The 20,109-nt window shown below is 69.5% G+C and carries 20 protein-coding genes; 11 read left to right on the top strand and 9 right to left on the bottom strand.

The annotated features are described in order from the left end of the window. Nucleotides 1-9 precede the first annotated feature (9 nt). From pgl to tkt, 5 genes are read right to left on the bottom strand one after another with little or no spacing between them, the layout of a single operon-like run. Nucleotides 10-795, bottom strand: a complete 786-nt coding sequence (gene pgl / locus ACFTZL_RS20360; protein ID WP_382584508.1) for a 6-phosphogluconolactonase — start codon at nucleotides 793-795, stop codon at nucleotides 10-12. Between the two features lie 13 nt (nucleotides 796-808). After that, nucleotides 809-1,942: a glucose-6-phosphate dehydrogenase assembly protein OpcA gene (gene opcA / locus ACFTZL_RS20355; RefSeq protein ID WP_382584506.1), complete on the bottom strand. Its 1,134-nt coding sequence runs from the start codon at nucleotides 1,940-1,942 to the stop codon at nucleotides 809-811. Continuing rightward, on the bottom strand, nucleotides 1,939-3,462 hold the full coding sequence (zwf, locus tag ACFTZL_RS20350; protein WP_382584503.1) for a glucose-6-phosphate dehydrogenase: 1,524 nt from the start codon (nucleotides 3,460-3,462) through the stop codon (nucleotides 1,939-1,941). Before zwf ends, opcA begins: the two co-directional genes overlap by 4 nt. Nucleotides 3,463-3,466: 4 nt before the next feature. After that, nucleotides 3,467-4,585 (bottom strand): transaldolase, encoded by a 1,119-nt coding sequence (tal, locus tag ACFTZL_RS20345; protein ID WP_382584500.1) that lies wholly within the window; start codon nucleotides 4,583-4,585, stop codon nucleotides 3,467-3,469. A gap of 34 nt (nucleotides 4,586-4,619) precedes the next feature. Continuing rightward, a complete protein-coding gene (gene tkt / locus ACFTZL_RS20340; RefSeq protein WP_382584497.1) occupies nucleotides 4,620-6,707 on the bottom strand; it encodes a transketolase in 2,088 nt (695 codons plus the stop codon). Nucleotides 6,708-7,090: 383 nt separating this feature from the next. Here tkt and ACFTZL_RS20335 point away from each other — a divergent pair, with 383 nt between their 5' ends. The 3 genes from ACFTZL_RS20335 to ACFTZL_RS20325 all read left to right on the top strand — a co-directional run bounded on the left by ACFTZL_RS20335 (nucleotide 7,091) and on the right by ACFTZL_RS20325 (nucleotide 9,654). Further along, nucleotides 7,091-8,008 carry a heme o synthase gene (locus tag ACFTZL_RS20335; RefSeq protein WP_382584513.1) on the top strand — a complete coding sequence of 306 codons (918 nt, stop codon included), beginning with the start codon at nucleotides 7,091-7,093 and terminating at the stop codon, nucleotides 8,006-8,008. 58 nt (nucleotides 8,009-8,066) lie between these two features. Further along, the gene (locus ACFTZL_RS20330) at nucleotides 8,067-8,399 is read left to right on the top strand and encodes a hypothetical protein (RefSeq protein ID WP_382584494.1); all 333 of its coding nucleotides are present in this window, start codon (nucleotides 8,067-8,069) and stop codon (nucleotides 8,397-8,399) included. Between the two features lie 148 nt (nucleotides 8,400-8,547). Next, nucleotides 8,548-9,654 carry an amidohydrolase family protein gene (locus ACFTZL_RS20325; RefSeq protein ID WP_382584491.1) on the top strand — a complete coding sequence of 369 codons (1,107 nt, stop codon included), beginning with the start codon at nucleotides 8,548-8,550 and terminating at the stop codon, nucleotides 9,652-9,654. Here ACFTZL_RS20325 and ACFTZL_RS20320 read toward each other — a convergent pair. From ACFTZL_RS20320 to ACFTZL_RS20305, 4 genes are all read right to left on the bottom strand, one after another. Next, nucleotides 9,651-10,658, bottom strand: a complete 1,008-nt coding sequence (locus tag ACFTZL_RS20320; RefSeq protein WP_382584489.1) for a heme A synthase — start codon at nucleotides 10,656-10,658, stop codon at nucleotides 9,651-9,653. The genes ACFTZL_RS20325 and ACFTZL_RS20320 overlap by 4 nt on opposite strands. Nucleotides 10,659-10,703: 45 nt before the next feature. After that, nucleotides 10,704-11,420, bottom strand: coding sequence for an ABC transporter permease (locus ACFTZL_RS20315; protein ID WP_382584510.1), 717 nt, complete (start codon nucleotides 11,418-11,420; stop codon nucleotides 10,704-10,706). Nucleotides 11,421-11,562: 142 nt separating this feature from the next. Further along, nucleotides 11,563-12,486: an ABC transporter ATP-binding protein gene (locus tag ACFTZL_RS20310; protein ID WP_382498734.1), complete on the bottom strand. Its 924-nt coding sequence runs from the start codon at nucleotides 12,484-12,486 to the stop codon at nucleotides 11,563-11,565. Between the two features lie 31 nt (nucleotides 12,487-12,517). After that, the gene (locus tag ACFTZL_RS20305) at nucleotides 12,518-13,330 is read right to left on the bottom strand and encodes an aminoglycoside N(3)-acetyltransferase (RefSeq protein WP_382584486.1); all 813 of its coding nucleotides are present in this window, start codon (nucleotides 13,328-13,330) and stop codon (nucleotides 12,518-12,520) included. A 161-nt stretch (nucleotides 13,331-13,491) separates the two neighbouring features. Here ACFTZL_RS20305 and ACFTZL_RS20300 point away from each other — a divergent pair, with 161 nt between their 5' ends. The 8 genes from ACFTZL_RS20300 to ACFTZL_RS20265 are packed head-to-tail and all read left to right on the top strand — an operon-like array spanning nucleotide 13,492 to nucleotide 20,063. Continuing rightward, nucleotides 13,492-14,244, top strand: coding sequence for a helix-turn-helix transcriptional regulator (locus ACFTZL_RS20300; RefSeq protein WP_382584483.1), 753 nt, complete (start codon nucleotides 13,492-13,494; stop codon nucleotides 14,242-14,244). After that, the gene (gene sufB / locus ACFTZL_RS20295; protein WP_382584480.1) at nucleotides 14,241-15,662 is read left to right on the top strand and encodes a Fe-S cluster assembly protein SufB; all 1,422 of its coding nucleotides are present in this window, start codon (nucleotides 14,241-14,243) and stop codon (nucleotides 15,660-15,662) included. The genes ACFTZL_RS20300 and sufB overlap by 4 nt, the downstream gene beginning before the upstream one ends. A 55-nt stretch (nucleotides 15,663-15,717) precedes the next feature. After that, nucleotides 15,718-16,902 carry a Fe-S cluster assembly protein SufD gene (gene sufD / locus ACFTZL_RS20290; protein ID WP_382584479.1) on the top strand — a complete coding sequence of 395 codons (1,185 nt, stop codon included), beginning with the start codon at nucleotides 15,718-15,720 and terminating at the stop codon, nucleotides 16,900-16,902. Continuing rightward, the gene (locus ACFTZL_RS20285) at nucleotides 16,899-17,222 is read left to right on the top strand and encodes a non-heme iron oxygenase ferredoxin subunit (RefSeq protein ID WP_382584476.1); all 324 of its coding nucleotides are present in this window, start codon (nucleotides 16,899-16,901) and stop codon (nucleotides 17,220-17,222) included. Before sufD ends, ACFTZL_RS20285 begins: the two co-directional genes overlap by 4 nt. Nucleotides 17,223-17,229: 7 nt before the next feature. After that, a complete protein-coding gene (gene sufC / locus ACFTZL_RS20280) occupies nucleotides 17,230-17,994 on the top strand; it encodes a Fe-S cluster assembly ATPase SufC (RefSeq protein ID WP_215122217.1) in 765 nt (254 codons plus the stop codon). Then, on the top strand, nucleotides 17,991-19,247 hold the full coding sequence (locus tag ACFTZL_RS20275; protein WP_382584472.1) for a cysteine desulfurase: 1,257 nt from the start codon (nucleotides 17,991-17,993) through the stop codon (nucleotides 19,245-19,247). The genes sufC and ACFTZL_RS20275 overlap by 4 nt, the downstream gene beginning before the upstream one ends. A 16-nt stretch (nucleotides 19,248-19,263) precedes the next feature. Beyond that, entirely contained in the window at nucleotides 19,264-19,734 is a 471-nt protein-coding gene (gene sufU / locus ACFTZL_RS20270) for a Fe-S cluster assembly sulfur transfer protein SufU (protein ID WP_382584469.1), read from the top strand. After that, entirely contained in the window at nucleotides 19,731-20,063 is a 333-nt protein-coding gene (locus ACFTZL_RS20265) for a metal-sulfur cluster assembly factor (RefSeq protein WP_184596910.1), read from the top strand. Before sufU ends, ACFTZL_RS20265 begins: the two co-directional genes overlap by 4 nt. Nucleotides 20,064-20,109 lie beyond the last annotated feature (46 nt).

Here is a 20,109-nt window from a genome sequence, read left to right as displayed (position 1 = left end):
CTGGCATGCCTAGGCCGAAGCCGGCGGATACAAAGACCGGGGCAGCTGTGAGGCCGCCGCCCCGTCCAGCAGCCAGAGCGTCCGGCTGCGACCGTACGCCCCGGCCGCCGGCGCCTGAATCTCCCCGGCTCCCGACAACGCGATCGCCGCCGCCTGGGCCTTGTCCTCCCCTGCCGCGAGAAGCCACACCTCGCGGGCCGCACGGATCGCCGGCAGCGTCAGCGTCACCCGGGTCGGCGGCGGCTTGGGCGCGCCGTGGACGCCCACGACCGTACGGTCCGTCTCGCGTACCGCCGGCAACTCCGGGAACAGCGAGGCGACATGCGTGTCCGGGCCGACGCCGAGCATCAGCACGTCGAACGTCGGCACGGGGCCGTGGTTCTCCGGGCCCGCCGCCCGCGCCAGTTCCTCCGCGTACGCGGCCGCCGCCGCGTCCACGTCGGCGCCGTGGGGGCCGTCCGACGCGGGCATCGCGTGCACCCGCTTCGGATCGAGCGGCACCGCGTCCAGCAGCGCCTCCCTCGCCTGCGTGATGTTGCGCTCCGGGTCGCCCTCGGGCAGGAACCGCTCGTCGCCCCACCAGAGGTCGAGCCGGCTCCAGTCGACGGCGTCCCGGGCGGGCGCCGCGGCCAGCGCGGCCAGCAGGCCGTTGCCGTTGCGGCCGCCCGTCAGGACCACGGACGCCGCACCCCGGGAGGCCTGCGCGTCCACGATCTTCGTGATCAGCCGGGCCGCCGCGGCCTGCGCCATCAGCTCCTTGTCGCGGTGCACGACCAGCTGCGGTGCCGTACTCACTTCGTCGTAGCCCTCACTTCGTCGTCGCCTTCCGTACCGGTTCCAGCGCAGGCGGTTCCTGCTTCACCGGTGCCTGCGCCGTCGCTTCCGCAGCGGGTGCTTTCGCAGCCGTTTGGACGGGAGCGGGGAGGGCGAGTCGTGCTCGCCCGTCACTTTTGGGCTCTCCGCTCTCTCCTTTGGCCACCGATTCCTCGGAGACCCGCGGCGCGGGAGCCGCCCAGGAGGACTTCAGCCGGTCCACCCCGTACCGCAGGGCCGACGCGTATGTGTCGTCCGGGTCCAGCCGCCGCAGCTCCTCCGCTATCAGCTCGGCCGTGTCCCGGCGCTTGAGCGCCACGCCGCGGTCCGGCTGGCCGTCGATGGAGAGTGTGGCGAGGGAGCCGTCCGGGCGGTCCAGCTTGATCGGGCCGCAGTTGGTGTCCAGACGGACCGCCGTCAGACCGGGTCCGCCGGACAGCGAGCGCTTCACGGGGACGTCCAGCCGGTCCGCGAGCCACATCGCCAGCAGCTCGCAGCTCGGGTTGAACTCCTCGCCCTCCACCTCGACGGCCCTGACCTCGCAGGTGACCTGGTCGAGGGCCGCCGCCAGCATGGAGCGCCAGGGCGTGATGCGGGTCCAGGACAGGTCCGTGTCGCCGGGGGTGTAGGTCCCGGACCGGGTCGCCAGGTCCCGTACCGGCTGCTCGGAGGCGTAGGTGTCGGTGACACGGCGCTGGGCGAGGGCACCCAGCGGGTCCTTCGCCGGGTCGAGCGGCGCGCTCACCGGCCACCACACCACCACCGGGGCGTCCGGCAGCAGCAGCGGCAGCACCACGGACTGGGCGTGTTCGGCCACCTCGCCGTACAGGCGGAGCACCACCGTCTCACCCGAGCCGGCGTCCGCGCCCAGGCGGACCTCCGCGTCGAGGCGGGACTGCGTGCGGTCGCGGGGCGAGCGGGAGACGCGCTTGATGACCACGAGCGTGCGCGAGGGATGCTCGTGCGAGGCGTCGTTCGCCGCCTTCAGCGCGTCGTAGGCGTTCTCCTCGTCCGTCACGATGACCAGCGTGAGCACCATGCCGACCGCCGGGGTGCCGATCGCCCGGCGGCCCTGCACCAGCGCCTTGTTGATCTTGCTGGCGGTGGTGTCCGTCAGGTCTGTCTTCATGGCCGGCGCCAGCTCCGTCCGTGTCGCTCGAGCATTTCGTCCGCCTCGACGGGCCCCCAGGTACCGGCCGGGTACTGGGCGGGCTTGCCGTTCTTGTCCCAGTACTGCTCGATCGGGTCGAGGATCTTCCAGGACAGCTCGACCTCCTCGGTACGCGGGAAGAGGTTCGAGTCACCGAGGAGAACGTCCAGGATGAGGCGCTCGTACGCCTCCGGGCTGGACTCCGTGAAGGACTCGCCGTACGCGAAGTCCATGGACACGTCCCGGATCTCCATCGACGTGCCGGGGACCTTCGAGCCGAAGCGGACCGTCACGCCCTCGTCCGGCTGGACGCGGATGACGATCGCGTTGGAGCCCAGCTCCTCGGTCGCGGTGGAGTCGAAGGGGGAGTGCGGGGCCCGCTGGAAGACGACCGCGATCTCCGTCACCCGGCGGCCGAGCCGCTTGCCGGTGCGCAGATAGAACGGGACACCCGCCCAGCGGCGGTTGTCGATCTCCAGCTTGATCGCGGCGTAGGTGTCGGTCTTCGACGAGGCGTTGATGCCGTCCTCGTCCAGATAGCCGGTCACCTTCTCGCCGCCCTGCCAGCCGGCCGAGTACTGGCCGCGCACGGTGTCCCGGCCCATGTCCTTCGGCAGCCGCACGGCGCCGAGCACCTTGGTCTTCTCGGCGGCCAGCGCGTCCGCGTCGAACGAGGCCGGCTCCTCCATGGCGGTGAGCGCCAGCAACTGGAGCAGGTGGTTCTGGATGACGTCACGGGCGGCGCCGATGCCGTCGTAGTACCCGGCCCGGCCGCCGATGCCGATGTCCTCGGCCATGGTGATCTGCACATGGTCCACGAGGGACCGGTTCCAGATCGGCTCGAACATCGTGTTGGCGAAGCGCAGTGCCAGGATGTTCTGGACGGTCTCCTTGCCGAGGTAGTGGTCGATCCGGAAGACCTGCTCCGGGGCGAACACCTCGTGGACGACCTTGTTGAGCTCCTCGGCCGACTTCAGGTCGTGGCCGAAGGGCTTCTCGATGACCGCGCGCCGCCAGGAGCCGCCCTGCTGGTCGGCGAGCTGGTGCTTCCTGAGCTGCTGGATGACCACCGGGAAGGACTTCGGCGGCACGGAGAGGTAGAAGGCGAAGTTGCCGCCCGTGCCCTGTGCCTTGTCCAGCTCCTCGATCGTCGAGCGCAACCGCTCGAACGCGTCGTCGTCGTCGAACGTGCCCTGCACGAAGCGCATGCCCTGGATGAGCTGCTGCCAGACCTCCTCGCGGAAGGGCGTGCGGGCATGCTCCTTGACCGCGTCGTGGACCTCCTGCGCGAAGTCCTCGTGCGCCCACTCGCGGCGCGCGAAACCCACCAGAGAGAAGCCCGGCGGCAGCAGACCCCGGTTGGCGAGGTCGTACACGGCGGGCATGAGCTTCTTGCGGGACAGGTCGCCCGTGACGCCGAAGATGACCAGGCCCGACGGCCCCGCGATACGCGGGAGCCGTCGGTCCGCGGGGTCACGCAGCGGGTTGCTGCTCGACACCTGTTCAGCCCTCCGAGGGGGCGAGGCGCTGAAGCTCGGCCTCGGTCGACTTCAGCAGGTCGGTCCAGGACGCCTCGAACTTCTCGACGCCCTCTTCCTCCAGCAGCAGGACCACGTCGTCGTACTTGATCCCGAGCTGCTCGACCGCGTCGAGGTCGGCGCGGGCCTGCTCGTACGTGCCGGCGAGGGTGTTGCCGGTGATCTGGCCGTGCTCCTCGGTGGCGTACAGGGTCGCCTCCGGCATGGTGTTCACCGTGTTCGGCGCGACCAGCTCGTCGACGTACAGGGTGTCCTTGTACGCCTTGTCCTTCACGCCCGTGGAGGCCCACAGCGGACGCTGCTTGTTGGCGCCCTCACGCTCCAGCGCGCTCCAGCGGTCGCTCGAGAAGACCTCCTCGTACGCCTGGTAGGCGAGCCGGGCGTTGGCGATGGCGGCCTTGCCGCGCAGCGCCTTGGCCTCGGGAGTGCCCAGGGCGTCGATCCGCTTGTCGATCTCGGTGTCTACGCGCGAGACGAAGAAGGACGCCACCGAGTGGATCTTGGACAGGTCCAGGCCCTTGGCCTTGGCCTTCTCCAGACCGGTCAGGTAGGCGTCCATCACCTCGCGGTAGCGCTCCAGCGAGAAGATCAGCGTGACGTTGACGCTGATGCCGTTGCCGATCGTCTCGGTGATGCCCGGCAGACCCGCCTTGGTGGCCGGGATCTTGATCAGCGTGTTGGGGCGGTCCACCAGCCAGGCGAGCTGCCGGGCCTCGGCGACCGTCGCCTTGGTGTTGTGGGCGAGGCGCGGGTCGACCTCGATCGAGACCCTGCCGTCCTGGCCGTCGGTGGCGTCGAAGACCGGGCGCAGGATGTCGGCGGCGTCGCGGACGTCCGCCGTGGTGATCATGCGGATGGCCTCTTCGACCGTGACCTTGCGGGCGGCGAGGTCCGACAGCTGCTGGTCGTAGCCGTCACCCTCGGAGATCGCCTTCTGGAAGATCGTCGGGTTGGTGGTGACGCCCACGACGTGCTGCTGGTCGAGCAGCTCGGCGAGGTTGCCGGACGTGATCCGCTTGCGCGACAGATCGTCCAGCCAGATCGCGACGCCTTCCTCGGAGAGGCGCTTGAGTGCGTCTGTCATGGAAATTCCATCTCCTACGTGTCGTATATGAGCGTCAGCGCTGAGCTGCGGCGATCGATTCCCGGGCGGCGGCGGCCACGTTCTCGGCAGTGAAGCCGAACTCGCGGAAAAGGACCTTGCCGTCGGCCGAAGCACCGAAGTGCTCCAGGGAAACGATGCGCCCGGCGTCCCCGACGTACTTGTGCCAGGTCAGTCCGATACCGGCCTCGACCGCCACGCGAGCCCTCACGGCCGGCGGAAGGACGCTGTCCCGGTACCCCTGGTCCTGCTGCTCGAACCACTCCACCGACGGCATGGACACCACGCGCGTGGGCACGCCGGCGCCCTGGAGCTGCTCGCGCGCCTCGACAGCGACGTGCACCTCCGAGCCGGTGGCGATGAGGACGACCTCGGGCTCGCCGCCCTCGGCCTCGAACAGGACGTAACCGCCCTTGGCGGCATCCTCGTTGGGCTCGTACGTCGGCACACCCTGACGCGTCAGCGCCAGACCGTGCGGCTGCCCCTTGCCGAACTCCTTCGTCCAGCGCTTGAGGATCTCGCGCCAGGCGATCGCGGTCTCGTTGGCGTCCGCCGGGCGCACGAGGTTCAGACCCGGGATCGCCCGCAGCGATGCCAGGTGCTCGATCGGCTGGTGCGTCGGGCCGTCCTCGCCCAGGCCGATGGAGTCGTGCGTCCACACGTACGTCACCGGCAGATGCATCAGCGCGGACAGCCGCACCGCGTTACGCATGTAGTCGGAGAAGACCAGGAACGTGCCACCGTAGATCCGGGTGTTGCCGTGCAGCGCGATGCCGTTCATCTCGGCGGCCATCGCGTGCTCACGGATACCGAAGTGGATCGTGCGGCCGTACGGGTCCGCCTCGGACAGCGGGTTGTCCGCCGGGAGGAACGACGACGTCTTGTCGATCGTGGTGTTGTTCGAGCCGGCCAGGTCGGCCGAGCCGCCCCACAGCTCGGGGACGACCGCGCCCAGGGCCTGGAGGACCTTGCCGGAGGCGGCACGCGTGGCCACGCCCTTGCCGACCTCGAAGACCGGGATCTTCTCCTCCCAGCCCGTGGGCAGCTCACCCTTGGCGACGCGGTCGTACTCGGCGGCGCGCTCGGGGCTGTTGTCCCGCCACTGCTGGTACGCCTTCTCCCACACGGCCCGGGCCGCCTGGCCCCGCTCCAGCGCCTTGCGGGTGTGCGTGATGACCTCGTCGGAGACCTCGAAGCTCTGCTCGGGGTCGAAGCCGAGCACGCGCTTGGTCGCGGCCACCTCGTCGTCACCCAGCGCCGAGCCGTGTGCCGCCTCGGTGTTCTGCGCGTTCGGGGCGGGCCAGGCGATGATCGAGCGCATCGCGATGAACGACGGCCGGTCGGTGACCGCCTTGGCCGCCTCGATCGCGTCGTAGAGCGCGTTCGGGTCCAGGTCGCCGTCCGGCTTCGGCGCCACCCGCTGCACGTGCCAGCCGTACGCCTCGTACCGCTTCACCGTGTCCTCGGACACGGCCGTCTCGGTGTCGCCCTCGATCGAGATGTGGTTGTCGTCCCACAGCAGGACCAGGTTGCCCAGCTTCTGGTGGCCCGCGAGGGAGGAGGCCTCCGCGGAGATGCCCTCCTGCAGACAGCCGTCACCGGCGACGCAGTAGACGAAGTGGTCGAAGGGGGACTCGCCCTCGGCGGCCTCCGGGTCGAACAGACCGCGCTCGTAGCGGGCGGCCATCGCCATGCCCACCGCGTTCGCGACACCCTGTCCGAGCGGGCCGGTCGTGGTCTCCACACCGGTCGTGTGCCCGTACTCGGGGTGACCCGGGGTCTTCGAACCCCACGTGCGGAAGGACTTCAGGTCGTCCAGCTCCAGGCCGAAACCGGCCAGGTAGAGCTGGGTGTAGAGCGTCAGGGACGAGTGGCCGGCGGACAGCACGAAGCGGTCCCGCCCGACCCAGTCGGCGTCCGCCGGGTCGTGCCGCATCACCTTCTGGAAGAGGGTGTAGGCGGCAGGCGCCAGGCTCATCGCCGTACCCGGATGGCCGTTACCGACCTTCTGTACGGCATCGGCGGCCAGGACACGCGCGGTGTCGACGGACCGCTGGTCCAACTCGGTCCACTCGAGGTCTGTGGTGGTCGGCTTGGTGCTCACCCTGGGTCAGGGCTCCTCTCCACATGTCGGATGCCGGTGTATCGGGGCGCGCACCGGCCGCAGCCGAGCCTACCCCCGTGGGACGTGCGTTTTTTCGGGTCACTCCAGAGTGCCGGGGCTCATCCCGATCCGCCTCCTGACTGGGCCGTACCGCATTTGGCAAGTGAATACGGAGCCGCTCATCCGGGTGCTCAATCGAGCTTCCACGCGCCCGTCGGAACCCTCCCCTCAACACGACCCGACCCCCGCGAATGTCCGAGTCTGGGCAACGTCTAAAGTGGCGTGGTACGCGCGAGCCTTTACCGGGACTTCACACGGCTGAGGCTTGCTGGGATGTCTCTGTAGGGGTGTGCGTGACGGCCGTTGAATCCCGTCCAGCGGGGATGACCGGGACGGACCGGAGCCCGGCCCACCGGCCGCTCGGGGCCCGTGTCATGGCGTTCGTGGCTCTCACCAAGCCGCGGATCATCGAGCTGTTGCTGATCACCACGGTTCCCGTGATGTTCCTGGCGCAGCAGGGGGTGCCCGACCTGACGCTGGTGCTGCTGACCTGTGTCGGCGGTTACCTGTCGGCGGGCGGCGCCAACGCGCTCAATATGTACATCGACCGCGACATCGACGCGCTGATGGACCGCACCTCGCAGCGCCCGCTGGTCACCGGCATGGTCAGCCCGCGCGAGTGCCTGGCCTTCGGTATCACCCTGGCCGTCGTCTCGACCCTGCTGTTCGGCCTCGCGGTCAACTGGCTCTCGGCCTGGCTCTCCCTCGGCGCGCTCCTCTTCTACGTCGTCGTCTACACGATGATCCTCAAGCGCCGTACCTCGCAGAACATCGTCTGGGGCGGCATCGCCGGCTGTCTGCCCGTGCTGATCGGCTGGTCCTCGGTCACGAACTCCATGTCGTGGGCGCCGGTCATCCTGTTCCTCGTCATGTTCTTCTGGACGCCGCCGCACTACTGGCCGCTGTCGATGAAGGTGAAAGAGGACTACGCGCGCGTGGGTGTGCCGATGCTGCCGGTGGTCGCCTCCAACAAGGTGGTCGCCAAGCAGATCGTGATCTACAGCTGGGTCATGGTCGCCGTCTCGCTCCTGCTGACCCCGCTCGGCTACACGGGCTGGTTCTACACGGCGGTCGCCCTGCTGGCCGGCGGCTTCTGGCTGTGGGAGGCACACGGCCTGCAGAACCGCGCCAAGGCCGAGGTGACGGGCGCCAAGCTCAAGGAGATGCGGCTCTTCCACTGGTCGATCACCTATGTGTCGATCCTGTTCGTGGCGGTCGCGGTCGACCCGTTCCTGCGCTGACGTACGTCACAGGGCCCTCCCCTCGCCAGTGGATCTACTCGTGAGTAGCATCCTGACCATGGCAGACACGCAGCAGGTTGACCCGAAGGCCGAGCGCAAGGTCGCCCGGCTCGCCAAGCAGATCACCTCCTTCTCCAAGACCCACGGCGGCGCCGAGAGCCAGGTCGCCTACCTCGGCGAACGCGGCGCCCGCATCGTGCTCGTCGGCGAGGACGGCAACTGGGGCGACCTGGTGGCCCCCTCGTACGAGATCGCCGAGCAGGCCGTGGAGAAGTCCGGCATCACCCGCCACGAGTCCTTCGACGGCGAATTCGCCGCCAAGGTGACAACGGGCCGCTACGAGTGGACGCGCATGGCGGGCATCCAGGTAGGCGGCCCCAAGAACAACTAACTTCTCAGGGGCGCGGGGACTGCGCGAGCAACCACACACAGCCCGCACCCGCCGAACCACACAGGCACCCCACCACGGGACCGCGACCTCATCCCCCTTCACCCGTTAGGACCCTTGAGAACAACAGGGTCCACACCGGGGAGCCCGGATGATCGAAACGCCGTCCCTAGTGGACCAGTACTGTCACGGAGTACTCCGCACGGAACTGGGCCTCGGCACCTTCGAGGCCCACCTCTCCCGCACCGAGGGCCCACCCGCCCCCGGCACCACCCTCTTCGACACCCAGACCGGCTTCGCCGTACGGCGCTGGTGCCCGCCGCTGCTCGGCCTGGAACCCCACTGCACCCCCGCGCACTACCTGGCACGCCGCCGTGAACTCGGCGTCCTGGAGTCCGGCCGCCGGCTCCTGCGCGGCAGCGGCATCACGACGTACCTCGTCGACACCGGCCTCCCCGGCGATCTCACCGAGCCGCGCGAGCTGGCCTCCGCGGGAGCCGCCGAGGCCCACGAGATCGTGCGCCTGGAACTGCTCGCCGAGCAGGTCGCCGACACCTCCGGAACCGTCGAGTCCTTCCTCGCCAACCTCGCCGAGTCCGTGCACGCCGCCGCCGCGAACGCCGTCGCCTTCACCTCGGTCGCGGGCGTCCGGCACGGCCTCGCGCTCGCGCCCGAGCCGCCCGGGCCGGGGGAGGTGCGGGGAGCGGTCGGCCGCTGGCTCGCGGGGCGCGGGGTCGGCGGGGAGCTGAGCGACCCCGTGCTGCTGAGGCATCTGCTGTGGAGCGCCGTCGCCTCGGGCCGGCCGCTCCAACTGCACGCGGGGCTCGGGGCGCCGGGCCTGCGGATCGACCGCACGGACCCGGTGCTGCTGACGGACTTCGTGCGGGCCACGGCCGGGCTCGGCACGGACCTCGTCCTGCTGCACGGCTACCCGTACCACCGGCACGCCGCCCATCTGGCCGGTGTCTTCCCGCACGTCTACGTCGACTGCGGTGCCGCCCTGGTCCGCACCGGTGCCCGGGCCGCGACCGTCCTCGCGGAGATCCTGGAGCTGGCCCCGTTCGGAAAGATCCTCTTCTCCAGCGGCGCCCAGGGGCTGCCCGAGCTGCACGTGGTGGCCGCCCGGCTGTTCCGCGAGGCACTCGGCCGGGTGCTCGGCACCTGGGTCGCCGAGGGCGCGTGGTCACTGACCGACGCGCAGCGGGTGGCGGGGATGCTGGCGTCGGGGAACGCGCGCAGGGTGTACGGGCTCGACTAGGCCTTCGTCAGGGAAGCCTCGGCGGCGGGGCCGGGCAGGTCCACAGCCATCTCGGAGCGCTCCCGCAGCGACATCACCACCAGCAGGACCCAGATCCACATCACGGCCGAGCCGAACATGTGCAGGCCGACCAGGACCTCGGGCAGGTCCGTGAAGTACTGGACGTATCCGATGACGCCCTGCGCGAGCAGGATCAGGAACAGTTCGCGGGTGCGGCCCAGGGGGCCCTTCGGCGCGTCGACCGCCTTGAGGACGAACCACAGGGCGAACGTCAGCGTCACCACGATCCACGCCAGCACGGCGTGCAGCTTGCTCACCGTCTCCCAGTCGACCGGCATCCGCTCGACCTCGCTGGAGTCGCCCGCGTGCGGGCCCGCGCCGGTGACCACCGTGCCGACCAGGATGAGCAGGACGGCGGCCGCGGTCAGGAACCACACGAGCTGCCGCACGGCCTTGCCGACCAGCGGGCGCGGTGCGGTGTCGTCCTCACGGGTGCGCTGCCACATCACCGTGGCCACCGCGATGAGCGCGGACGTCGCCACGAAGTGGGCCGCGACCGTGTACGGGTTGAGACCGACCAGCACCACGATGCCGCCGAGCACCGCGTTGCTCATCACGATCCAGAACTGCGCCCAGCCCAGCCGGACCAGACCGCGCCGGTACGGCTTCTGCGAGCGCGCGGCGATGATCGCCCAGCCGACGGCCGCGCACAGCACGTACGTCAGCATGCGGTTGCCGAACTCGATGACGCCGTGGACGCCCATCTCGCTGGTGGCGGTGAGCGAGTCGGTGGTGCACTTGGGCCAGGTCGGGCAGCCCAGGCCCGAGCCGGTCAGCCGCACGGCACCGCCGGTGACGACGATGAGCACCGACATCACGATGGCGGAGAGGGCCGCGCGCTGAACCGTCCGGGGTTCCGGGGTCCAGCGGTCGGCGATGAATGCGAGCGGGTTGCGCAGGGCCGCCCAGGCGTCGGCGCGGGTCACTTTTGGCACGCGACCCATCGTAGGGCGCCGCTTGTGCACGCTTTCACGAGGGTCCCTCATGGCCTACTCCCAGCGGAAGAACCGACCGGCCGCGGCCAGCCCGGCCACGGCCCAGACCGCCAGGATCCCCAGGTCGGCCCAGGGCATCCCGGCCCCGTGCTGGAGCACGTCCCGCAGCCCGTCGGACAGCGCCGAGATGGGCAGCAGGCCGAGTACGTCCTGGGCGCCGGAGGGGAACTTGTCCAGCGGGACGACGACCCCGCCGCCGACGAGCAGCAGCAGGAACACCAGGTTGGCGCCGGCCAGTGTCGCCTCGGCCTTCAGCGTCCCGGCCATCAGCAGGCCGAGGCCCGAGAAGGCCGCCGTGCCGAGGACCAGGAGCAGCAGGACGGCGAACGGGTTGCCCTGCGGCGACCAGCCGAGCGCGAAGGCGATCACCGTCAGCAGGATCACCTGGAGCACCTCGGTGACCAGCACGGACAGCGTCTTCGCCGCCATCAGGCCCCAACGCGGCAGGGGCGAGGAGGCGAGCCGCTTCAGCACGCCGTAGCGGCGCTCGAAGCCGGTGGCGATCGCCTGGCCGGTGAACGCCGTCGACATCACGGCGAGCGCGAGGATGCCGGGGGCGAGGAAGTCGACCGCCTCACCGGCTCCCGTGTCGACGATGTCCACGGTGCTGAAGAGGACGAGCAGCAGGGTCGGGATCACGACCGTCAGCAGTAGCTGCTCGCCGTTGCGCAGCAGCATCTTCGTCTCGAGCGCGGCCTGGGCCGCGATCATGCGGGGCAGGGGCGCGGCCCCCGGCTTCGGCGCATAGGTGCCGGTGGCGGTCACGAACGCAGCTCCTTACCCGTGAGCTCCAGGCTGTGTCTTCCCGGGGGACAACCCCCGGACCCCCGGCCGACCTCGGTGTGAGCTCGGATCATGAGCGCAACTCCTTACCGGTCAGCTCCAGGAAGACGTCCTCCAGGGAATGCCGCTCCACCGAGATCTTCTCCGGCATCACACCGTGCTGGGCGCACCAGGAGGTGACCGTCGCGAGCAGTTGCGGGTCGATCTTGCCGACGACCCGGTAGGAACCCGGCGTCAGCTCGGCGGCCGAGGAGTCGGCGGGCAGGGCCTTGAGCAGCGAGCCCACGTCCAGGCCGGGACGGCCGGTGAAGCGGAGCGTGTTCTCGGCGCCGCCCTTGCACAGCTCCTCCGGGGAGCCCTGCGCTATGACCCGGCCCGCGTCGATGATCGCCACGTCGTCGGCGAGCTGCTCGGCCTCGTCCATGTAGTGCGTGGTGAGGATCACCGAGACGCCATCGGCGCGCAGGTCCCGGACCAGGTCCCAGGTCGCGCGGCGGGCCTGCGGGTCGAGACCGGCGGTCGGCTCGTCCAGGAACACCAGCTCGGGGCGCCCGACCACGGCCATCGCCAGCGCGAGCCGCTGCTGCTGCCCGCCCGACAGCCGCCGGTACGTCGTACGCCCGCAGGAGCCGAGCCCGAGGCGCTCGATGAGCGCGTCCACGTCCAGCGGATGAGCGTGCAGCTTGGCGACGTGGCGGAGCATCTCGTCGGCCCTGGAGCCCGAGTACACGCCGCCGGACTGGAGCATCACGCCGATCCGGGGCCGCAGCCGGCCGGACTGTCTCACCGGGTCGAGGCCCAGGACGCGCACCGTGCCGGCATCCGGCTTCCGGTACCCCTCGCAGGTCTCGACCGTCGTCGTCTTGCCCGCCCCGTTGGGGCCGAGCACGGCGGTCACACCCTCCCGGGCCACCAGGTCGAGCCCGTCCACCGCGGTCTTCGGGCCGTACCGCTTCACCAGGGCCTGGACCTGGACCACGGGCTCACTTCGCATGGGTCCAGAGTCTAGGTAGGCGCGCGGGGGCTCAGACCGGGGGGTGCGGGAACTCCTCCTCACGCGGCCGGTGCACCGCCAGCCACCGTTCGGCGTAGGCCACCGCGTCCGCCACCGGGAACAGCCGGGCCTCGGCCGCCCCCACCTTCCCGCGTACGACGGGACAGTCCCGTTCGAAGTCGTAGCCCAGCTCGTCGAAGCGGTCCGAGCTGATCGACACCTCGGTCACGGTCTCCCAGCCTTCCGGACCCGGTCTGCCCACGGCGACGCGCGGGGACGGTATCCGGTACTCGGCGAGGTGGAAGCTGGTGCAGGAGGCGTAGCCGGCACCGAGCAGCAGGACCCGGGCGCCCGTCGCCTCCAGCGTCGCGAGCGGGCTGCGCTCGCCGAGCCGGCAGTCGGGTGCGTGCCCCTCGGTCACCTCCGCCGCGCGCCGCCCGACCGCCGCGAACGAGGTCTGCGGATGGGCGCTGCGCAGGGCGCCGGGCCAGGTCCGCACCGTCTCCGGGACGACGCCGACCCCGCGTGCGGGCGTGATCCTGGGGTCGTACGCGGGCATCGTCGCGCGAATGGCCGCCCACCATTCCGGGGGAACGGGCGGCTTGCGCCACAGGACCGGGTCGGACAAGTCCCCGGTCTGCGTCGGGACCACCAGGGTGCCCTCCGGGCCGAGCGCGTCGAGCAGCCCCCGCACCACCGCTACGGCGCCGCCGTTGACCCAGCCGAGGGCGCTGAGCGAGGAGTGCACGAGGAGGGTCTCGCCGGGCCGTACGCCCAGTTCGCCCAACTGCGTCCGCAGTGTGTCCCGGGTGACAAGAGGGCCGGTCGGAGGGGGTGTGGACATGGTTCCGGAGTGTCCCCGAAGGGGCTTCGGCATGCCACCGGTTTGATCGATCAAAGATCGTTTCCGCAGGTCAGGTTAGCTTTACCTAAGTGACGCAAGGCACCGTCGACGGGGACGGGCGTGGCTTGCCCGGTCCTGACGAATTACGCAACAATGGCGTTGTGAAAAACGTCGGCGAGGCTCGGGAGGCCCCCATGGGTGCCCCACAGGAGGAGCTCGCGACCGGTGAGCGGTCCACCCGCAACCGTGTCGCGCGGTCCATCCTGGACCACGGCCCGTCGACCGTCGCCGAGCTCGCCGAGCGGCTGCGCCTCACCCACGCGGCCGTGCGCCGGCACCTCGACGCCCTCGCGGGCGACGGTGTCGTGGAAGCGCGCGAGCAGCGGGTCTACGGCGCGCGCACCCGCGGCCGCCCCGCCAAGGCGTTCGCCCTGACGGACTACGGCCGGGACGCTTTCGACCAGTCGTACGACAAGCTCGCTGCGGACGCGCTGCGCTGGATCGCCGACCGCGAGGGCGGCAACGAGGCGATCGCCGCCTTCGCCCGCGCCAGGATCGCCGCGCAGGCGGGCGCCTACCGCGAGGCGGTCGAGGCCGCACCGCCCGAGAAGCGGACCGAAGCGCTGGCCAAGGCCTTGAGCGCGGACGGGTACGCTGCTACGGCGCGCAGTGCGCCTCACCCGCAGAAGGGTGAACAGCTCTGCCAGCACCACTGCCCGGTCGCCCACGTCGCCGAGCAGTTCCCCCAGTTGTGCGAGGCGGAGACGGAATTTTTCGCCGAGCTGCTCGGTACGCATGTACAGCGGCTCGCCACCATCGCGCACGGCGACGGCGTCTGCACGACGTTCATCCCCAAGATTTCCCACACCACTGATAACGCATCTGCAAGCACGGCCGGGAGGAACCCCGCATGACTCTCCCCACGGAGACTGCCCACCCCGAGCTCGAGGGCCTGGGCAAGTACGAATACGGCTGGGCCGACTCCGACACGGCCGGCGCCTCTGCCAAGCGCGGCATCAACGAGGACGTCGTCCGCGACATCTCCGGCAAGAAGAGCGAGCCGGAGTGGATGACCAAGCTCCGTCTCAAGGGCCTGCGCCTGTTCGAGAAGAAGCCCATGCCGAACTGGGGCTCGGACCTGTCGGGCATCGACTTCGACAACATCAAGTACTTCGTGCGCTCCACGGAGAAGCAGGCGGAGTCCTGGGAGGACCTGCCCGAGGACATCAAGGCCACGTACGACAAGCTCGGCATCCCCGAGGCGGAGAAGCAGCGCCTCGTCGCCGGTGTCGCCGCCCAGTACGAGTCCGAGGTCGTCTACCACCAGATCCGCGAGGACCTGGAGGAGCAGGGCGTCATCTTCCTGGACACCGACACGGCCCTGAAGGAGCACCCGGAGCTCTTCAAGGAGTACTTCGGAACCGTCATCCCCGTCGGTGACAACAAGTTCGCGTCGCTGAACTCCGCCGTGTGGTCGGGCGGCTCCTTCATCTACGTGCCGCCGGGCGTCCACGTGGAGATCCCGCTCCAGGCCTACTTCCGTATCAACACGGAGAACATGGGCCAGTTCGAGCGGACCCTGATCATCGTCGACGAGGGTGCCTACGTGCACTACGTCGAGGGTTGCACGGCCCCGATCTACAAGTCGGACTCGCTGCACTCCGCGGTCGTCGAGATCATCGTCAAGAAGAACGCCCGCTGCCGCTACACGACCATCCAGAACTGGTCGAACAACGTCTACAACCTGGTCACCAAGCGTGCCGTGGCCTACGAGGGCGCGACCATGGAGTGGGTCGACGGCAACATCGGCTCCAAGGTGACGATGAAGTACCCGGCCGTCTACCTGATGGGCGAGCACGCCAAGGGCGAGACCCTGTCCATCGCCTTCGCCGGCGAGGGGCAGCACCAGGACGCGGGCGCCAAGATGGTCCACATGGCACCGAACACGTCGTCCAACATCGTCTCCAAGTCCGTCGCGCGCGGCGGTGGCCGCACCTCCTACCGCGGTCTCATCGAGATCGGCGAGGGCGCCCCGGGCTCGAAGTCGAACGTGCTCTGTGACGCGCTGCTCGTCGACACGATCTCCCGCTCGGACACCTACCCCTACGTGGACGTCCGCGAGGACGACGTGTCCATGGGCCACGAGGCGACCGTCTCCAAGGTCTCCGAGGACCAGCTCTTCTACCTGATGAGCCGCGGTCTGAGCGAGTTCGAGGCGATGGCGATGATCGTGCGCGGCTTTGTCGAGCCCATCGCCAAGGAGCTCCCCATGGAGTACGCGCTGGAGCTCAACCGGCTGATCGAGCTGCAGATGGAAGGCGCGGTCGGTTAATCCCACCGCAGTCCATCAAGCCCTTACGTAACGGAAAGCGAGCACTACGACAGCCATGGCTGAGGCCCAGAATATCCCGGTGGGCTCCACCACCACCGGCTCGATCGCGGTGGCGGCCGAGTCGACCATTGCCACCCGCATGAGCGCGCCCCCCTCCTTCGACGTGGCGGACTTCCCCGTCCCGCACGGCCGGGAGGAGGAGTGGCGGTTCACCCCGCTGGAGCGCCTGCGCGGCCTGCACGACGGCACCGCCGTGGCCGATGGCAATGGCGTGAAGGTCGATGTCCAGGCCCCCGAGGGCGTCACCGTCGAGGCCGTCGGCCGCGACGACGCGCGGCTCGGCAAGGCGGGCACCCCGGCGGACCGTGTCGCCGCCCAGGCTTACTCCGCCTTCGAGAAGGCCGGGGTCGTGACCGTCCCCAAGGAGACCGTCCTCACCGAGCCGATCCGCATCGCGGTGCACGGCGAGGGCGGGACTGCCTTCGGCCACCAGGTGATCGAGCTGGGCGCCTTCGCCGAGGCCGTCGTGGTCATCGACCACACCGGTGACGCGGTGCTCGCCGCCAATGTCGACTACCTCCTGGGCGACGGCGCCAAGCTGACCGTCGTCTCCGTCCAGGACTGGGACGAGAAGGCGGTCCACGTCGCGCAGCACAACGCGCTCGTCGGCCGCGACGCCTCCTTCAAGTCGGTCGTCGTCACCTTCGGCGGCGACGTCGTCCGGCTGCACCCGCGCGTGCAGTACGCCGGCCCCGGCGGCGAGGCCGAGCTGTTCGGCCTGTACTTCACCGACCAGGGCCAGCACCAGGAGCACCGGCTCCTGGTCGACCACAACGTCCCGCACTGCAAGTCGAACGTCGTCTACAAGGGCGCGCTCCAGGGCGAAGAAGCGCACGCGGTGTGGATCGGCGACGTGCTCATCGAGGCCAAGGCCGAGGGCACCGACACGTACGAGATGAACCGCAACCTGGTCCTCACGGACGGCGCGCGCGTGGACTCCGTACCCAACCTCGAGATCGAGACCGGCGAGATCGTCGGCGCCGGCCACGCCTCGGCGACCGGCCGCTTCGACGACGAGCAGCTCTTCTACCTCATGGCCCGCGGCATCCCGGAGCACGAGGCCCGCCGCCTCGTGGTCCGCGGCTTCTTCGCCGAGCTGGTCCAGCAGATCGGCCTCCCGGACATCGAGGAGCGCCTGATCGCCAAGATCGAGGAGGAGCTGGAGGCGTCGGTGGCATGAGCCTCGCATTCGTACGCGTCTGTGGCCTGAGCGAGCTGGAGGACGACATCCCGAAGCGGGTGGAACTCGACGGCACGCCCATGTCCATCGTGCAGACCGAGGGCGAGGTGTTCGCGGTGTACGACATCTGCTCGCACGCGAACGTCTCGCTGTCGGAGGGCGAGGTCGACGACTGTCACATCGAGTGCTGGCTGCACGGCTCGCGCTTCGACCTCCGTTCCGGCAAGCCCGACGCCCTTCCGGCGACGCGCCCCGTCCCCGTTTACCCCGTAAAGATCGAAGGGGACGACGTGCTCGTCTCCCTCACCCAGGAGTCCTGAGGCACCCATGGCAACGCTTGAAATCCGAGACCTGCACGTCACCGTCGAGGCCGACAACGCCACGAAGGAGATCCTCAAGGGCGTCGACCTCACCGTGAAGCAGGGCGAGACGCACGCCATCATGGGCCCGAACGGCTCCGGCAAGTCGACCCTCGCCTACTCCCTCGCGGGGCACCCGAAGTACACGATCACCGGCGGCACCGTCACCCTCGACGGCGAGGACGTCCTCGAGATGTCCGTCGACGAGCGGGCCCGCGCCGGCCTGTTCCTCGCCATGCAGTACCCGGTCGAGGTCCCGGGTGTCTCCGTGTCGAACTTCCTGCGCACCTCCGCCACCGCCATCCGCGGCGAGGCCCCCAAGCTGCGCACCTGGGTGAAGGAGGTCAAGGAGGCCATGCAGCGCCTCAACATCGACCCGGCCTTCGCCGAGCGCAACGTCAACGAGGGCTTCTCCGGCGGTGAGAAGAAGCGCCACGAGATCCTCCAGCTGGAGCTGCTCAAGCCGAAGGTCGCGGTCCTCGACGAGACCGACTCCGGCCTGGACGTCGACGCCCTGCGCGTCGTCTCCGAGGGCGTGAACCGGGTCCGTGAGACGGGCGAGGTCGGCACCCTGCTGATCACCCACTACACGCGCATCCTCCGCTACATCAAGCCCGACCACGTGCACGTCTTCTCCGGCGGCCGGATCGTCGAGTCCGGCGGTGCCGAGCTCGCCGACAAGCTGGAGAACGAGGGCTACGAGGCATACACGAAGGGTGGCGCATCCGCGTGACACAGCTGCCGGGCCTCCTCGACACCGAGGCGATCCGCAAGGACTTCCCCATCCTGGACCGCCAGGTCCACGACGGTCAGAAGCTCGTGTACCTGGACAACGCGGCGACCAGCCAGAAGCCGCGCCAGGTGCTGGACGCCCTGAGCGAGTACTACGAGCGCTACAACGCCAACGTCCACCGCGGTGTGCATGTGCTCGCCGAGGAGGCCACGGCGCTGTACGAGGGCGCGCGCGACAAGGTCGCGGAGTTCATCAACGCGCCGTCGCGCAACGAGGTGATCTTCACCAAGAACGCCTCGGAGTCGCTCAACCTCGTGGCGAACATGCTGGGCTGGGCCGACGAGCCCTACCGCGTGGACTCCGACACCGAGATCGTCATCACGGAGATGGAGCACCACTCCAACATCGTGCCGTGGCAGCTGCTCGCGCAGCGCACGGGCGCGAAGCTGAAGTGGTTCGGCCTCACCGACGACGGCCGTCTGGACCTGTCCAACATCGACCAGGTCATCACGGAGAAGACGAAGATCGTCTCCTTCGTGCTGGTCTCCAACATCCTGGGCACCCAGAACCCGGTCGAGGCGATAGTGCGCCGTGCCCAGGAGGTCGGTGCGCTGGTGTGCGTCGACGCCTCGCAGGCCGCGCCGCACATGCCGCTGGACGTACAGGCCCTTCAGGCCGACTTCGTGGCCTTCACCGGCCACAAGATGTGCGGCCCGACCGGCATCGGCGTCCTGTGGGGACGGCAGGAACTCCTGGAGGACCTGCCTCCGTTCCTCGGCGGCGGCGAGATGATCGAGACGGTGTCGATGCACTCCTCGACGTACGCCCCGGCGCCCCACAAGTTCGAGGCGGGTACGCCCCCGATCGCCCAGGCGGTCGGGCTCGGCGCGGCGATCGACTATCTCGACTCGATCGGCATGGACAAGATCTTCGCCCACGAGCACGCGCTCACCGAGTACGCGGTGAAGCGGCTCCTGGAGGTCCCCGACCTCCGGATCATCGGCCCCACCACGGCCGAGGAGCGGGGCGCGGCGATCTCCTTCACCCTCGGGGACATCCACCCGCACGACGTGGGCCAGGTCCTCGACGAGCAGGGCATCGCGGTCCGGGTCGGCCACCACTGCGCGCGGCCGGTCTGCCTGCGCTACGGAATTCCCGCGACCACGCGAGCGTCGTTCTATCTGTACTCCACGCCGGCCGAGATCGACGCACTGGTCGACGGCTTGGAGCACGTACGGAACTTCTTCGGCTGAGAGGCGTGCGGATACCGTGAAGCTGGATTCGATGTACCAGGAAGTCATCCTGGACCACTACAAGAACCCGCACGGGCGTGGTCTGAGGGATGGCGACGCCGAGGTGCACCACGTGAACCCGACGTGCGGCGACGAGATCACGCTCCGTGTGAAGTACGAGGGCACGACGATCAAGGACGTCTCGTACGAGGGCCAGGGCTGTTCCATCAGCCAGGCGAGCGCGTCCGTACTGAACGAACTCCTCGTCGGCAAGGACCTCTCGGACGCGCGGAAGATCCAGGAGACCTTCCTGGAGCTGATGCAGTCGAAGGGGAAGATCGAGCCCGACGACGCGATGGAGGACATCCTGGAGGACGCGGTCGCGTTCGCCGGGGTGTCCAAGTACCCGGCCCGGGTCAAGTGCGCCCTGTTGAGCTGGATGGCCTGGAAGGACGCGACGGCCCAGGTGCTGGGCGGAGCCGACGCCGAAAGGAAGACGACGGCATGAGCGAGACCATCGAGATGAAACCGGCCTCGGAGGACGAGGTCCGCGAGGCCCTGTACGACGTCGTCGACCCCGAGCTGGGCATCGACGTCGTCAACCTCGGACTGATCTACGGCATTCACATCGACGACGCGAACATCGCGACGATCGACATGACCCTGACGTCGGCGGCCTGCCCGCTCACCGACGTCATCGAGGACCAGGCGAAGTCCGCCACGGACGGCATCGTGAACGAACTGCGCATCAACTGGGTCTGGATGCCCCCGTGGGGCCCCGACAAGATCACGGACGACGGCCGGGAGCAGCTTCGGGCTCTCGGGTTCAACGTCTGAGATCCACTGAGATCCACGCATGACGAAGGGGCGGCACCCTCCCGGG

Source organism: Streptomyces sp. NPDC056948 (assembly GCF_042674225.1).
In the GTDB taxonomy this organism is placed as follows: Bacteria; Actinomycetota; Actinomycetes; order Streptomycetales; family Streptomycetaceae; genus Streptomyces; species Streptomyces purpurascens.
This window is presented reverse-complemented; position numbering and strand designations above follow the sequence as displayed.

What these genes read in the sequence shown, in the direction of transcription:
- ACFTZL_RS20320 (WP_382584489.1), bottom strand. Translation starts at nt 10,658, where the DNA reads ATGGGTCGCGTGCCAAAAGTGACCCGCGCCGACGCCTGGGCGGCCCTG.
- ACFTZL_RS20285 (WP_382584476.1), top strand. Translation starts at nt 16,899, where the DNA reads ATGAGCCTCGCATTCGTACGCGTCTGTGGCCTGAGCGAGCTGGAGGAC.
- sufC (WP_215122217.1), top strand. Translation starts at nt 17,230, where the DNA reads ATGGCAACGCTTGAAATCCGAGACCTGCACGTCACCGTCGAGGCCGAC.
- ACFTZL_RS20330 (WP_382584494.1), top strand. Translation starts at nt 8,067, where the DNA reads ATGGCAGACACGCAGCAGGTTGACCCGAAGGCCGAGCGCAAGGTCGCC.
- ACFTZL_RS20325 (WP_382584491.1), top strand. Translation starts at nt 8,548, where the DNA reads ATGATCGAAACGCCGTCCCTAGTGGACCAGTACTGTCACGGAGTACTC.
- ACFTZL_RS20305 (WP_382584486.1), bottom strand. Translation starts at nt 13,330, where the DNA reads ATGTCCACACCCCCTCCGACCGGCCCTCTTGTCACCCGGGACACACTG.
- sufB (WP_382584480.1), top strand. Translation starts at nt 14,241, where the DNA reads ATGACTCTCCCCACGGAGACTGCCCACCCCGAGCTCGAGGGCCTGGGC.
- sufD (WP_382584479.1), top strand. Translation starts at nt 15,718, where the DNA reads ATGGCTGAGGCCCAGAATATCCCGGTGGGCTCCACCACCACCGGCTCG.
- tal (WP_382584500.1), bottom strand. Translation starts at nt 4,585, where the DNA reads ATGACAGACGCACTCAAGCGCCTCTCCGAGGAAGGCGTCGCGATCTGG.
- ACFTZL_RS20335 (WP_382584513.1), top strand. Translation starts at nt 7,091, where the DNA reads ATGACCGGGACGGACCGGAGCCCGGCCCACCGGCCGCTCGGGGCCCGT.
- opcA (WP_382584506.1), bottom strand. Translation starts at nt 1,942, where the DNA reads ATGAAGACAGACCTGACGGACACCACCGCCAGCAAGATCAACAAGGCG.
- ACFTZL_RS20265 (WP_184596910.1), top strand. Translation starts at nt 19,731, where the DNA reads ATGAGCGAGACCATCGAGATGAAACCGGCCTCGGAGGACGAGGTCCGC.
- ACFTZL_RS20310 (WP_382498734.1), bottom strand. Translation starts at nt 12,486, where the DNA reads ATGCGAAGTGAGCCCGTGGTCCAGGTCCAGGCCCTGGTGAAGCGGTAC.
- ACFTZL_RS20315 (WP_382584510.1), bottom strand. Translation starts at nt 11,420, where the DNA reads ATGATCGCGGCCCAGGCCGCGCTCGAGACGAAGATGCTGCTGCGCAAC.